At 45.2% G+C, this 14,375-nt stretch carries 11 protein-coding genes and 1 riboswitch; of the genes, 1 reads left to right on the top strand and 10 read right to left on the bottom strand.

Going from position 1 to position 14,375, the window contains the following annotated elements:
* Positions 1 to 37 precede the first annotated feature (37 nt).
* A complete protein-coding gene (locus HXT58_RS00545; protein WP_415706088.1) occupies positions 38 to 2,362 on the top strand; it encodes a transglycosylase domain-containing protein in 2,325 nt (774 codons plus the stop codon).
* Between the two features lie 116 nt (positions 2,363 to 2,478).
* On the opposite strand, the gene HXT58_RS00540 is transcribed toward HXT58_RS00545, so the two are convergent.
* The 10 genes from HXT58_RS00540 to HXT58_RS00495 form a co-directional block, all read right to left on the bottom strand.
* A complete protein-coding gene (locus HXT58_RS00540; protein ID WP_101886205.1) occupies positions 2,479 to 3,222 on the bottom strand; it encodes an HAD family hydrolase in 744 nt (247 codons plus the stop codon).
* A gap of 150 nt (positions 3,223 to 3,372) precedes the next feature.
* On the bottom strand, positions 3,373 to 3,969 hold the full coding sequence (locus HXT58_RS00535) for a heat shock protein transcriptional repressor HspR (RefSeq protein WP_004104765.1): 597 nt from the start codon (positions 3,967 to 3,969) through the stop codon (positions 3,373 to 3,375).
* Between the two features lie 87 nt (positions 3,970 to 4,056).
* Entirely contained in the window at positions 4,057 to 5,109 is a 1,053-nt protein-coding gene (locus tag HXT58_RS00530; RefSeq protein ID WP_415706086.1) for a DnaJ C-terminal domain-containing protein, read from the bottom strand.
* A 126-nt stretch (positions 5,110 to 5,235) separates the two neighbouring features.
* Positions 5,236 to 5,919, bottom strand: a complete 684-nt coding sequence (gene grpE / locus HXT58_RS00525; RefSeq protein ID WP_004118452.1) for a nucleotide exchange factor GrpE — start codon at positions 5,917 to 5,919, stop codon at positions 5,236 to 5,238.
* Positions 5,919 to 7,802, bottom strand: a complete 1,884-nt coding sequence (gene dnaK / locus HXT58_RS00520) for a molecular chaperone DnaK (RefSeq protein ID WP_004104772.1) — start codon at positions 7,800 to 7,802, stop codon at positions 5,919 to 5,921. The genes grpE and dnaK overlap by 1 nt, the downstream gene beginning before the upstream one ends.
* Before the next feature lie 267 nt (positions 7,803 to 8,069).
* Positions 8,070 to 8,801 (bottom strand): HesA/MoeB/ThiF family protein, encoded by a 732-nt coding sequence (locus HXT58_RS00515; protein WP_415706084.1) that lies wholly within the window; start codon positions 8,799 to 8,801, stop codon positions 8,070 to 8,072.
* Positions 8,802 to 8,837: 36 nt separating this feature from the next.
* A complete protein-coding gene (locus HXT58_RS00510; RefSeq protein ID WP_415706082.1) occupies positions 8,838 to 9,650 on the bottom strand; it encodes a thiazole synthase in 813 nt (270 codons plus the stop codon).
* A gap of 88 nt (positions 9,651 to 9,738) precedes the next feature.
* Complete coding sequence (gene thiS, locus HXT58_RS00505; RefSeq protein WP_004104778.1) at positions 9,739 to 9,945, bottom strand: sulfur carrier protein ThiS; 207 nt, start codon at positions 9,943 to 9,945, stop codon at positions 9,739 to 9,741.
* 123 nt (positions 9,946 to 10,068) lie between these two features.
* Positions 10,069 to 11,139 (bottom strand): glycine oxidase ThiO, encoded by a 1,071-nt coding sequence (gene thiO / locus HXT58_RS00500; protein ID WP_116971488.1) that lies wholly within the window; start codon positions 11,137 to 11,139, stop codon positions 10,069 to 10,071.
* Positions 11,132 to 11,235: riboswitch (TPP riboswitch) on the bottom strand. (Overlaps the previous gene by 8 nt.)
* A 378-nt stretch (positions 11,236 to 11,613) precedes the next feature.
* On the bottom strand, positions 11,614 to 14,361 hold the full coding sequence (locus tag HXT58_RS00495; protein ID WP_410295736.1) for a TIM-barrel domain-containing protein: 2,748 nt from the start codon (positions 14,359 to 14,361) through the stop codon (positions 11,614 to 11,616).
* Positions 14,362 to 14,375 lie beyond the last annotated feature (14 nt).

Here is a 14,375-nt window from a genome sequence, read left to right as displayed (position 1 = left end):
GTAGAAAAATTCAACACCGGACGCTACGGTGGAATGTATGGTTGCACGTAAAGATGGAAGACGAGCGTCTACTTCGCATGAGAAAGCTACTCGAAGCATATCGTCACAATCACAAAAAAATACGAATATGCCTTCATCTGTCCCACCAAGCGGACAAGACTCATACCGTCCACATTCGTATTCTTTTGAATCAAACAAAAGCAGCCGTAATTCGAGATTCGAACGTTCTCGCGCAGCAACACGCAGAAGGCGTCGTAGAACTTGGCGAGGCAGACATCCTATTATTTTTTGGGCACTTATCGTTATTTTTGTACCAATTTTGCTAGGCACAATTGTTTTTGCTTATCTGTACGCAACTACAGATATACCTGCACCAGACAAAGTTGCTATGGCAGATAAGACGAAAGTGTACTATTCAGATGGCAAAACTGAATTAGGCTCTTTTGCTGAGCAAAATCGCGAAATTATCAATTGTTCAGTACTACCTAAATATGTTGGTAAAGCAATAGTTGCTTCAGAAAATCGTTCCTTCTACCACGATGGCGGAATAGATTTTAAAGGAATTGGACGCGCATTACTTCATAACGTTACAAAGCACGGGCGTTGGGGCGGCTCAACTATTACGCAACAATATGCGGAAAGATATTATCTCGGTGAAACAAAAACTTATTTTGGAAAACTAAAAGAAGCTATTTTAGCTTTGAAAATTGCGCAAACCCAAGATAAAGATACAGTACTTTGCAATTATATGAATACTATTTACTTGGGTAGAGGAGCATACGGAATTCAAGCTGCAGCTAAAGCATATTTCGGTATAGAAGCAAAAGATTTGTCACTTTCGCAAGCTGCACTTTTAGCAGGTATTATTCCAGCACCAAGTAGCTGGGATCCTGCAATTGGTCCAAAAGAAGCAGGCATTCGCTTTAAGCGCGTGTTACGCATTATGAAAGAAGATGGCTACATTACAGCTTCTCAAGCAGCGCAAGCAAAAATGCCTAAAACTATTACTCAGACGACTCAAAACATTTACGCAGGTCAACAAGGTTACTTATTGCATATGGTTCGCGACGAGTTAACTAGGAACGGTGCTTTTACGCAGGAAGATCTTGACAGTGGCGGATATCGCATTATTACTACTATCGATAAAGCTAAGCAAGATTTAATGTTCAAAGTTGCAAGTCCTTCTCAAGATGGACGAGGAATTGTGCCAGAAGGACTGCAAGTTGGCGGAATTTCAATAAACGCAAAAGATGGTTCAATCATTTCCGTTTACGCAGGAGACGATTATCTAAAGAAACAGCTTAATAACGCCACACAAGCGCTTTACGAGCCGGGCTCTACTATGAAGCCTTTTGCGCTTATGGGAGCAATTCAGGCTGGCACTAGCTTGGATACAATGTTCAATGGCAATTCTCCACGCAAGTTTGATGGTATTGATAAGCCTGTTGGAAACTTTGCAAACATGAGCTACGGCACCATTAACTTATACAGTGCAACTGCAAATTCTGTGAACACAGTGTATATGGATTTGCAAAGTAAACTTGGTGCTAAGAAAGTTGCTCATACTGCAGTTATGGCAGGTTTAAGCCCTGAACGAGTCAATGGTAAGAATCCGTTTACTGTGCTCGGAAACGATTCTGTGCATGTAAGCGAAATTGCGCGCGCATATGCAACATTTGCAAACCAAGGAAGACGCCCAGATTTGCATATTGTTGCCAGCGTAAAAAATCCTGACGGTAAGGAGTTCTACCGTGCACCAACAGCCGGAAAGCAAGTATTCTCACCAGCCGATGCCGCTCTAGCTACAAAAGCAATGATTGGCGTAGTGCAACATGGTACAGCAACTGAAGCTCGCGCTGTAGGTAGAGAAATTGCAGGAAAGTCTGGAACAGCAAACGATGAAACTGCTGGTAGCTTTGTAGGATTTACGCCAAATATTGTTACCGCATTTGCCATATGGAATCCAGACGCAAAAGGTAGCCCACAAGTAATTAAACCGTTCCACGGATATCTTGGCGGAAGCGACTACCCTGTGCACTTGTTTACAAGATACATGCGTCAAGCGGTAATAGGAACCCCGAATACTAAATTCCCTGAAGCAAAAGACACAGGCAAAATTGGTGGACCTGATGGAAAATGGGGATTAGGCGAACAACATACATTCACGCATATAAAAACTGAGAATGAGGGTAAGGATAAAAACAAGGACAAAGATAAAGACAAGGACAACGACAACGATTTAGACCTTGATAGTCAGCCGTATGGTCGTGACGATTCATCATCGGGCGGCGTTGGCAGCTACGATAATAATTCTGGCGGTCATGGTTATGACAATAACTATGACACAACTGGAGGAAACTAGTAAATCAACTGTAGCTATTTATAAACAAAACTGTAGCTAATTTACGAACAGATATGCGAATAGCTAGCTAAGTAAATAGCTAAATAGTTTGTTAATTAGTTTTGCTAGTTTGTTAATTAGTTTCGGCTCAAAACAATGTTCTCAAGCATTTTAGCAGTAACATTTTCATAACCGTTAAGTTCTGCATGATGCTTGCTCTCAGATATGTTTGCGCGCGAAAAACCTGTTTGCGCAATTACAGTTGCTCCGGAATTAATTGCAGCAGTAAGACCAGATAGAGAATCTTCTATGGCAATGCAATTAGCCATCTGCTTTGCAACTTCCTCATCCGCGCCCTCAATGCCAACCATTTTCCCTGCAGCAAGATAAGGCTCAGCACTAGGCTTCGGCTTAAATCCATCATCTCCACACACGTACCCAGCGAAAGCACCTTCTGGAGCATGATTCACAATATTTTCAACCAAACAACGCGGCGAATTGCTCACCAAAATTGAAGGAATGCCGACATCCGTAAGACTTTTAAGTACATCTAAAACTCCTGGAACCCACGGCACGGATTCAGCCTCACGAGCAGCAACGTAATCAACCATGCCTTTGCCAATTTCTTCTACTGTAAGTTTTGTACCAGAAGGAATCATCTTATTGGCAACAGTTTCAAGGGATCCACCGGAACATTCCCAAGCTAAATCTTCATCCCAGTATCCACCGTATTTTTTTACTAAATAAAATTCCGACTCATGCCAATACGGCTCGGAATCTATAAGAGTACCATCCATATCCCAGAAAACTGCACGCAACACATGTTTTTCTTCACTAGAGTTAAGAGTATTTGCACACATATTCGTCGTCTGTTCAGCCATTCACAATCCTTTATATTGCATATATTTGCTTTAGCTTTTGTAGCACATCATTTTCGCACTAATTCTGCATTACTTTTCGCACTATTCATTCTTCTCGTTAATTCTCACTAATTTCTCACTTAAGCACAATAAGTAGCCATACCTACGTTACTATATGCTCCACGCTCTCCACAACACCACAGATTTTTCATCCGAAGACTTTCGATTTTTATAATTACTGTTATAGCTTTCCGAAGAATACGACGAAGGTAACGCTCGCCTCTCTGTAAGAATATCCCGCCTCCAGCGACGCGCATTGCGAGAACGCTGCATTTCCACAATGTCACCATCTGCATTTGCAGCAAAAATATTGCGTTCTGAAGACTCTGCAGAATCAAGCAAATGCCTTACTTGTCTTTTAAGCTGTCGATTTTCTTCTTGCAAATCAAGTATTTGCATGATGCCAGCAAGATTGATACCTTCATTTTGGCTTAAATGCTGAGTTTGCACAATCCTGTCTATATCTCGCAAAGAATAGCGGCGAGCGCCACCTTCAGTTCTATTCGGCATTATTAAATGAAGCCGATCATACTGTCGTAAAGTTTGCGGGTGCGTATTGGTTAGGCGTGCCACATGGCTTACGGTAAATATTGGCAAATCAAGAACAAATCCTACTTCATCTGCCCCGTCAAGCGTTGCAGTACCACGCACTAAAGCAACTGCACACATTTCATACAGTGCTTTAGTTTCACGCGTTATTGGTGTCATAGCACGCCTTCCTTTGCTCTTTTTAGTATGTTTAAAGCACTGTTACAAGCAATTCAACAGTGTTTAACCTACTAAATTATTGTTAACTTAGTTTTGTCTTAATTTTTTAATTTCTTCAGCATAAGTTTCGCCAGCAGTTTTATCAAATTCTTTTGCAACGCGTCTAAGAGACATGCTCGAACGCTTTGGCAAACGAATCTGCACAACACCAACAAAATCGCCATTCTTTCCGGGCACTCCAGCACCTTCTATACGAACTTCATCACCGCTTGAAACACAAGCTGGAACTTTGAAAGTAACAGGATTGCCGTCTAGGTCGTTTATACTAACTTTTGCACCATGCACTGCTTCACTTAACGTTAGCGGCAATGTAGAAATCAAATCGTCGCCTCGCAAAGTAAATTTATCTGATGCTTCTACTTGAACATGCAAGTACAAGTCACCTGCAGCACCACCGAACTTGCCTGGCTTGCCTTTTCCTTTCAAACGAATTTTCTGTCCGGTTTTTACACCAGCTGGAATATGCGTTTTAAAAGTTTCACCAGCCGCACGCAACGATACTGTAGCGCCTTTAAAAGCTTGCTTAAATGTGAGCTTTATATCGGTTGTTATATCTTCGCCAACTTCAGGCACGTCAGCTTCCTGCGGCTGAGAATACCTCTCACCGCCAAAGCCACTCGTACCTTGGAATCCTGCTGAATCTTGAGAGCGCTGACCTCCAGCAAACATGGAGAAAATGTCGCTCATATTTGGTCCAGCACCGTTGGATGTAAAGCGAATGCGCGAACCGTTTCCGCCCATACCACCCATGCCAGAGCCGCCGTTGAACATGGAGAAAATGTCCGAGAAACTCGACGCATCGAAACCGCCAGCACCACCTGCTCCTCCAGCGAAACGAGCACCACCAGCACCAAATTGGCGGATAGCATCGTAACGTTGACGAGTTTGACTATCTTTTAATACGTCATAAGCTTCAGAAACATCCTTAAATTTTTCTTCAGCTTCTTTTGTTTTGTTTAAATCAGGGTGATATTTACGAGCAAGTTTGCGATACGCTTTGGTAATCGTTGCCTCATCTGCGTCTTTGGAGACACCGAGAACCTTATAAAAATCCTTAGCTAACCATTCATTTTCAGCCATTTGTGCCTCCTTTCTTCACAAGCACATTGGCTATTTCGCTTTTGACCAAATATAGGCTGCTCGTGCCAACTCTTATGAGTCAGCACGAGCAAGTTATGCAATAAAGTCACGAAAGAGTTTCGTTAGTCATTGCTGTGGTGAAGAAACGACCACACGAGCGGCGCGAATAACGCGATCTCCTATTCGATATCCTGCTTCAACTACAGCATCAACAGTTTCTTTTGTAGCGTCTGGATCTGGTCTGTGCAAAATTGCATCATGCTTGGTCGGGTCAAAATCTTCGCCCTTTTCACCAAACTTTTCCACACCAAACTTTTCAAAAGCCTTATCTATCTTAGTTGCAACAGCCTTGAACGAATCATCCATTTCGCTATGCTCGCGAATGCGGTCAATATCATCCAATGCTGGAAGCAATGCTGTCAGCACGTCAATAATTCCATGCTGTCTGAAACGATCCTGCTCTTTGGCAGAACGATTTCTGAAGTTTATAAACTCAGCACGCTCTCGCTGTAACGCTTCCAAGTACTCTGCAGCTTCTTTCTTAGCTTTACCTAAGGGAGTTAAACTGCCGCTATCTGCGTCTTGGCTGTCTTTCGATTCTGAAGATTCAGTGGAATTCGCCGTATCCTCAGAATTTGCGGAATTCGCAGAAACGTTAGCATCAGCTTTCGTTTCTGCAGGATTTGCACCTTCAGCAGCTTTCGATGAAGATTGCGCAGACGATTTCGCAGAATCACCTGTAGCTTTTACATCCAGCGAGTCAGCATCTTCCATATCTTGCAAATATTCGTTGGCGTTAAAGTCGGACATTACTTGTTGTCCTTATCGTCCTTGTCGTCGTCCACCACTTCGGCGTCAACTACATCATCATCCTTAGCTGCAGAGCCAGCCTGAGCACCAGCAGCAGACTGAGCACCAGCTTCGGCACCAGCAGCACCCTGCTGAGCGTAAAGCTGCTGACCGATCTTCTGAGCAGAAGTCATCAACTCGCTTTGAGCAGACTTAATCTTCTCAACGTCGTCACCCTTCAAAGCTTCCTTCAAAGCATTAACCTTGTCGGTAACTTCCTTAGAGATTTCATCGGAAAGCTTGTCTTTATTGTCGTTCACGAGCTTTTCAGTCTGGTAAGCAAAGGCTTCTGCTTGGTTGCGAACTTCAGCTTCTTCCTTACGCTTCTTATCTTCAGCTTCGTGAGCTTCAGCTTCCTTCACCATGCGGTCAATTTCGTCCTTTGGCAAACCAGAACCACCGGTAATAGTCATGGACTGTTCCTTACCAGTGCCCTTATCCTTAGCGGAAACGTGCACAATGCCGTTAGCATCAATATCGAAAGTGACTTCAATCTGCGGAACGCCACGAGGAGCTGGAGCAATTCCAGTCAACTCAAAAGTGCCAAGAGGCTTGTTATCGCGAGCAAACTCACGTTCGCCCTGGTAAACCTGAATCAACACGGATGGCTGATTGTCTTCAGCAGTAGAGAATACTTCCGAGCGCTTCGTAGGAATAGCAGTATTGCGATCGATAAGCTTTGTCATAATTCCACCCTTGGTTTCAATACCCAAGGAAAGTGGAGTTACATCAATAAGCAGAACGTCTTTGCGATCTCCCTTAATAACGCCCGACTGAACGGCTGCACCAACTGCAACAACCTCATCTGGGTTCACGGACTGGTTAGCTTCCTTACCGCCTGTAAGTTCCTTCACCAAATCCTTCACAGCTGGCATACGAGTTGAACCACCAACAAGAACCACGTGATCGATCTGGCTTACTGAAATACCAGCGTCAGAAAGAACGTTGTTAAATGGAGTACGGCAGCGGCCAAGCAAGTCGGAAGTCATTTCCTCAAAGTGAGCACGAGTCAAAGTCTCATCCAAATGCACTGGAGTGCCGTCAGGAGTCATTGCCAAGTACTGCATAGAAATTGAGGTAGAAGTAGAAGAGCTAAGTTCCTTCTTTGCCTGCTCAGCAGCTTCCTTCAAGCGCTGCAAAGCAATCTTATCCTTGCTCAAATCAACGCCATACTTGTTCTTAACTTCGCCAACGAGCCAGTCGATAATCTTCTGATCCCAGTCGTCGCCACCCAAATGGTTATCGCCGTTAGTTGCTTGCACCTGAATTGTGGAGAATCCGTCGTCATCCTTACCAATTTCAAGCAAGGACACATCGAAAGTACCGCCACCCAAGTCGAATACCAAAATGCGCTCGTCTTCCTTGCCTTTTTCAAGGCCATAAGCCAAAGCTGCAGCAGTTGGTTCGTTAATAATACGAAGCACGTTCAAGCCTGCAATCTTACCTGCATCCTTAGTTGCCTGACGCTGAGCATCGTTGAAGTATGCTGGGCATGTAATAACGGCATCGGTTACCGGCTCGCCCAAGTAAGCTTCAGCATCGCGCTTCAACTTCATCAAAACCTGTGCAGAAATCTCTTGTGGAGTCCACTTCTTGCCGTCGATATCAACAGTCCAATCAGTGCCCATGTGGCGCTTTACTGAGCTAATCGTGCGATCAACGTTTGTTACAGCCTGACGCTTAGCAACTTCACCAACCAAGATTTCGCCAGACTTGCTGAATGCCACAACAGATGGCGTGGTACGTGCGCCTTCAGCGTTTACAATAACTGTTGGGCTGCCACCTTCAAGAGTAGCAATGCAAGAGTTGGTTGTTCCCAAATCAATACCTACTGCGCGTCCCATAATTTCTCCTTAACTAGGTATTGCACCTTTTGTGCAATTACGCTTTCCTTCAAGTTTTGTAGTTACGCAAGCTGAGCCTTATTTAGATTCCTTGTTGGAAACTATGTAAAGCATCAGCTTTTTTACTTTCCAAAACTTGAGTCTATTACACTCAACTTATAAAAGTCAACTTTTATTCCCAAAAATTACAAAAAACTTTATACAACTAGACTCAAGTTTTGCAATTTAAGCAAAATTAATGGGAAATTCTGAAAAATTCAATAGGATTCACGCGCTGAACTTAAAGTGGCGAAGTGAATTATTAAGCGCATTGTAGCGCGCTAAAACGCCAATAAGCGGCGTGCCAATACCGGTTATGAGTTTAATTGCTTCAGTTGCCATCATTGCGCCAACAATAGCTGCAGTTGCACCCAACACAGCCGATTTTGGCACTTTTTCTTTAGGCGGAGGGCACGCATACAAATCACGCAAACCAGGACCTTTTCCTGGCACGAAAACGCTTACTTGACCTTCATAATAAAGCACCGAGCCGTAAACTTCCGGCGTACCAGCACTCCAAGCAGCATCCGCAATCAAAAAGCGCGTAGCAAAATTATCACAACCATCAATTATCAAGTCGTGATTTTCTACAAGCTGCTTTGCATTGTCTTCATTAAATCTATCCACAAGATTGATTTTTAAACCTGGAGATAACGCTTGTAGACGCTTAGCTGCAAGTTGCGCTTTAGATTTACCGCACTGATCGACAGTATATAAAGTCTGCCTCTGCAAATTAGAAAGCTCAACAACGTCGTCGTCACAAATCGTGATTTCGCCAACTCCTGCCGCAGCAAGCGAAAGCAAGCATGGCGAACCAAGTCCACCTGCACCGACCATGCAGATTTTCGCATCGCGAAGTAACTGCTGATGTTCATTAGTAAAGCCCGGCAGGAGCAAGTGGCGGCAAGTGCGTTCCGCTTCAAGCTCCTGCAGGTTGTCGTAAATTTTATTAATCGTCATGTCGAACAATATGCCGAAGAATTACAGTACAGAAATTTACAGTACAGAATCAGCCCAAGCGCGACCTTCAACAGGCGAAGATGCGAGCGCATGTTCACGCTTAGGAATACGGCCAGCATCGTGAGCAAGCTTTCCAGCAGTTACAGCAGCAGCCATTGCGCGACCCATCTTTACAGGATCTGGGCAGCGTGTTACAGCGCTTGCAAGAAGCACGCCAGAGCAGCCGATTTCGAAAGCTTTAACAACATCGGAAGCAGTGCCAACGCCAGCATCCAAAATAACAGGAACGCCAGCTTCCTTGCATTCTTGAACAATCAGCTCAATGTTTCGAGGATTCAAAATGCCAAGTCCAGTTCCAATTGGAGCACCACCAGGCATAACAGCCTTCACGCCAAGCGAAACCAAGCGACGAGCCACAATCGGGTCGTCATTCGTGTAGCAAAGCACGCTAAATCCTTCTTCAATAAGCTTTTCTGCAGCAAGCAAAACTTCGCGGGTATCTGGGAGCAAAGTATCGTCGTCTGCAATTACTTCGAGCTTAATCCAGTCAGTTCCAAGTGATTCACGAGCCATTTTTGCTGTAAGAACAGCATCATGCGCAGTTTTGCAACCAGCAGTATTTGGCAAAACGTTAACATTGTGGCGCTGCAACATGCCGTAAATATCCACGCCAGTTTTTGCGTGACGACGCATGGCAACCGTAGCCACTTCCGCACCTGAAGCTACAAGTGACTTTTCCATAATGTCAATGCTCGTCATGCCGCCTGTACCAAGCAAAAGCCTTGAGTGTAAAGTCTTACCGCAAAGCTGCCAAGTATCGGCACTTTCTTCTGTATTATTTTCTGTCATTTTAAGCCTTTTATTTAATATTTATATTTAAACCTAATTAAAATTAAATAATTAAGCGCACTAATTTCACGCTTAATTTTGTGGTGTTTCAGCCGCCTTGAACTGCGCTAAGAATTTCGACTTGATTCCCATCACATATGACTGCTGATTCCCATTGCGCGCGAGAAAGCACATCGTCGCCAATTGCGACCGCTATACCAGGTCCTGCATCCGAACCATAACGTTGCGCAATAAGCTGAGCAACAGTTAATCCGTCTTGCACTTCAACAGTTTCACCATTGACTACGATTTGCATAATCTAACCTTTACTAACTAAAAGCTGAATTACTAAAAGTACTTTCTGCATCACACTTACGTCTATATTTGAACACTTCACACAATTCGCGGCGAAATCTAGCGAATTCACTGGAATTAGCGATTAGAAGCGAGCAGGATTGCAGCTCTCCAAGAAGTCCTTTTCCTTCTCAGTTAACTCTTGCTCAAGCACAAGCTTTGTAGTCAAAGAAGAGCCCAAAGCTGTGAGCAAAATGCCGTGACGGAAGTAACCGGTGGAAATCGTGGTGTGCGTCTTAGGATCAATGCCAATGAATGGCAAATCATCTGGAGTTCCAGGACGACCGCCAGCAGTAACCTCAGTAATCGAGCATTCCTGAATGCCAGGAAGCACGCTTGCGGCATCGCGAAGCAAGTCAAGCACGCCACCGACTTTTGGAATATCGCGGTCATCTTCGCGGGAAGTAGCACCGAGCACAAGCTCGCCTGTTTCCTTAGCGCGAGGCACCAAATAAACTGGGCGGTCATGCACAAACCCACGAACCACAGAGCTCAAAATTGGGCGCAAAGGCTCTGGAATAGTCATACGAATCATATCGCCCCACACAGCGCGAAGCTTAAGCTGAGGAAGCATATCCTTAGCACCCAAGCCAGATGCCAAAACTGTGTCTGGACCCAAATCGTCTGGAGTGCTTGCGCGACGCTCAATAACAACACCGCGCTTTTCAAGTGCATCAATCATTGCTGCAGTGAAAAGACGAGGGTTGATTTGATGGTCGTCCGGCACGCTTACAGCGCCTGCAATCGTCGGCGAAAGCGCAGGCTCAATTTCACGAAGCTTACTCACAGAAATATGCTCAGCTCTACGTCCATAACGGTGCTGCAAGTTTAGCAACTCGTTCACGTGCTCGTTATCTGCAGCGTCACCACCGATTACGTAAGAGCCGCACTCTAAGTAGCCGGTTGGCTTATCGGTGTACTTTGCAACCGAATCAACCAATTCCTTATACATAGTTGCAGACTCAAACATAAGAGGATACAACGCTTCTTGCTGATATTGCATTTCTGCGGTAGGAGCTAGCATGCCGGCAGCATGGTGAGAAGCACCGGAGACTGGATCTGGATCAATTATGCTAACTTTTACGCCAGCTTCCGTAAGTCTCCACGCTGTTGCTAAACCAATAATACCTGCACCAATAATACGAATATTTCGCATATATACTCCTTCCCTACGGCGGCATTACCCGCATCAGGTTTACGGTCGGCTTTCGCCCTCTCAGCCTGTGTAGAACAGGCTCCCGCGGTGTAACCTTGACTTTCAAGAATTACAAATGCAGAACGTTTCAATATTGCTAACTTAGCAATATGCAAATGCTGCAGGTAGATGTAACAAAATTATGTGAATTTCATCACACTACCGTGCAGCATTTTAACACTTCTACAGAAAATCTGTTAATTTATCCGGTATGTCAAGCTGTGAAACTAAGCAATTTTTGTTACTGACGCAGTCAGCGCTCGCGTGGATTACGCGCTCGCTTACGAAACTCGCGTTGGAAGTCCACTGGACTCCCAACTTAAGCGAGTTTCCGCTCCGAGTTGCCTTCGCGCGCTAAATCGCATCGCTCAGGCAGGTCGTCACGCTGCGCAGGCAATGTATAACTCCGTTTTTTCGTTACTGGCGCAGATTAAATCACTCAACCGAGCGCAGCAAAATCTCCTCAAGCGCATGCTTCACAGAAACAGGCAGAGTGCAACGCCATTGCGCCCACTTCACTACGGAAGGCTGATCAGTTGCGTAAGCGTTAAGCATATCAACATTGTTGCGATACTTTTCTGCTTCCGATTCGTTTTCGTATTCAAGAGTTGAGATTGCAGCAATAGCGCCTGCACTTCCGTTAGCCTCGCTCACTGCATCAAAAGCCATTTCCTTACCACGGTACGGCACTTGTGCTTGAAGCAGGAATCGGTAAGCGTCACCAACTTTAGGATCGGCAGCAACTTGCAATCCTCCGTCAACAATTACGCGAATTTCCGAACGAGCCGGCACGCCTTTTACAGAAACCGACAAACTCAAAGTCGACTCTTCACCTTCGTAAGAAATCGCAAACTCGCTTGCGTTAAGCTCTTGGCTCCCCACAAACACGCGCACGTGAGCAAAATCTGTGCAAGCAACTCCTCTAAATACAACATTCCAGTTGCGTTTTTGCGGCACAGATTTTACGGCAGTATCTTCCCCGGCAATGCCTGAAATAATGAATTGCGAAGAACCATTGCCGTCTCGCCACACAAAATTCATACACGTGTTGGCAGTATTCCCAGCAGACGCTGCAGCAAAGTCACCGTTATCTTCTCGCATTACGAACTCGCCGTCAGCTCCAGGGAATGCAAGAATTCGCAAAGCCCGCGGATTTTCAATGCTATTAACCGATTCAGCAGCATCAGCACTACGCTCGCAATCTGCAACTTCCGGCAAAACTTGCAGAGGCACAATTGCTCCAGCACACGCAAAAGCAGGCACGCGATCAAGCGAGCGCCATGCTTCAAATCTGCGACCATTCAAGCCGCGAGACACATACCTGCGCCCGTCAAATAAATCGTACCAATCACCTTCCGGCAACCAAACTCCAGCACATCCGCGCAAAGCAGCCGCATCATTAGGAGAAACAATCGGCGCTACTATAAGCTCACTTCCAAAACGGTATTCGTTAGGAATTTCGTAAGCCATGCCAACTTCCGGCGACTGCCAGTACATTGGCTCAACAATCGGTCTGCCTTCAAAAGCTGCGCGATAATTCATCGTATAAACGTATGGCAAAAGTTCCGCGCGCAAACGAAGCATTTTCACCATTGCTTCGCGAGTTTCCGGAGGGAAATTCCACGGCTCTTTTCCAGCAAACGGCGAACAAGTCGAGTGCAAACGATTAATAGGACTAAACGCGCCGAAAGCGTACCATCGCGCTTCCAGCTCGTTATTTCTAACGCCAAGCATGTGTCCGCCAATATCGTGACTCCACCATCCGTAGCCAATATTGGAAGCTGTAGCAGTAAAGTAAGTTTGGAAAGCAAGCGAATCCCAAGTAGTAACGGTATCTCCCGAGAATCCAACTGGGTAGCGATGCGAACCAGGCCCAGCATAACGAGAGAATGTAAGCGGCCAGCGACCTTCGCGCGCAGCATCCTCATAATGCATGTGATTTAGCATCCAAAGAGGATCCAAACCAGGCTCGCGCGTCACGCCTCCCTGCTGCCAGTCAATCCACCAAAATCGCACGCCTTCATCTTCCATACGATGATGCATATTGAAGTAAGCTTCAACAAATTGCGGATTTGTTAAATCAAATTCCACAGCTTCACCGCTTGCAGGATCAATTCCCATCTCTCGCGCAACTTGCGGATAATCTTTTTCAAACGCACGCACGCCGTCGCGCGGATGCAAGTTCAAAGTTGGAGCCAAGCCAGCAGCGTTAAGTTTACGCAAAAAAGCGCGATGATCCGGGAAAAGTTCCTCATTCCACGTGTAACCAGTCCAACCGGAACCATATTTTGCATCAACATCCGTAACATGCCAATCCATGTCAATAACAGCTGCACTGAAAGGTATGCCTTCGCGTTTAAAACGATTATGCAATTGCAAATATTCGTCTTGATGGTAGCGATAGTATCTGCTCCACCAATTGCTTAGCGCAAAACGTGGAAGCAGCGGCTGAGCACCTGTGAGCTTATAAAGGTCTTGAATTGCTTGAATGTAGTGGTGTCCGTAGCCGAAGAAATACAAGTCTTTATATCTTCCAGCTTGCTCACTAACCTTGTGCGCACGCGACTTAACCCAAGCCCCATACGGGTTTGATTTACCATTTATTTCCTCAGCCGGAGCAATTTCGCAAGTTGCAGAATCATCTAAAATAGACCATCCATCGCGCGAAAGTATGCCTTTATCGAGCTTTACTGGGCCGTTCGCCTGATCCAAAGTTCTAAAAGTTCCAAGAAGATTTCCCGGGCAATCGTCGCCATAATGCCACGTATTAAACTGCGTACATGGCACTCCGCGCACAACAATACTTAAGCCTTCTTTGCTAAAAGCTTCGCAGTTATAAGTAAGGTGAAGCTTTTCAGTTTCTACTTCCAGCCATCCATTTTCGTTTTTATGCGCACTAAATTGTGGCTGAGCATCCGCGCTCTTCTGAGCAAAATTGCGACAAATCACAGTTTGCGTAGGATTGTCAACAAACTCTCCATCGTCACTCCACTCAAGACGCAACAGCGAATCTGTAATAACTGTAATTCGCCACTTTTCGCCCTTAATTACCTGACTATCCTGCGCCTTTGCATACTGCGAATTTGCAAGGTCAGCAAAAATTTGAGATTGCGAATCCGAATACGTCACAGCTTCACCGATAATTTGTGATTTATCTTGATTGCTTATATTTATCACACTCATAGCAGCACCTTTAC

This window comes from Gardnerella sp. KA01000 (assembly GCF_049244035.1).
Taxonomy (GTDB): Bacteria; Actinomycetota; Actinomycetes; order Actinomycetales; family Bifidobacteriaceae; genus Bifidobacterium; species Bifidobacterium leopoldii.
This window is presented reverse-complemented; position numbering and strand designations above follow the sequence as displayed.

Excerpts from the sequence above, each read along its gene's own strand:
- HXT58_RS00495 (WP_410295736.1), bottom strand. The coding sequence starts at position 14,361 with ATGAGTGTGATAAATATAAGCAATCAAGATAAATCACAAATTATCGGT.
- HXT58_RS00515 (WP_415706084.1), bottom strand. The coding sequence starts at position 8,801 with ATGACGATTAATAAAATTTACGACAACCTGCAGGAGCTTGAAGCGGAA.
- HXT58_RS00535 (WP_004104765.1), bottom strand. The coding sequence starts at position 3,969 with ATGACACCAATAACGCGTGAAACTAAAGCACTGTATGAAATGTGTGCA.
- HXT58_RS00510 (WP_415706082.1), bottom strand. The coding sequence starts at position 9,650 with ATGACAGAAAATAATACAGAAGAAAGTGCCGATACTTGGCAGCTTTGC.
- thiO (WP_116971488.1), bottom strand. The coding sequence starts at position 11,139 with ATGCGAAATATTCGTATTATTGGTGCAGGTATTATTGGTTTAGCAACA.
- thiS (WP_004104778.1), bottom strand. The coding sequence starts at position 9,945 with ATGCAAATCGTAGTCAATGGTGAAACTGTTGAAGTGCAAGACGGATTA.
- dnaK (WP_004104772.1), bottom strand. The coding sequence starts at position 7,802 with ATGGGACGCGCAGTAGGTATTGATTTGGGAACAACCAACTCTTGCATT.
- HXT58_RS00545 (WP_415706088.1), top strand. The coding sequence starts at position 38 with ATGGTTGCACGTAAAGATGGAAGACGAGCGTCTACTTCGCATGAGAAA.
- HXT58_RS00540 (WP_101886205.1), bottom strand. The coding sequence starts at position 3,222 with ATGGCTGAACAGACGACGAATATGTGTGCAAATACTCTTAACTCTAGT.
- grpE (WP_004118452.1), bottom strand. The coding sequence starts at position 5,919 with ATGTCCGACTTTAACGCCAACGAATATTTGCAAGATATGGAAGATGCT.
- HXT58_RS00530 (WP_415706086.1), bottom strand. The coding sequence starts at position 5,109 with ATGGCTGAAAATGAATGGTTAGCTAAGGATTTTTATAAGGTTCTCGGT.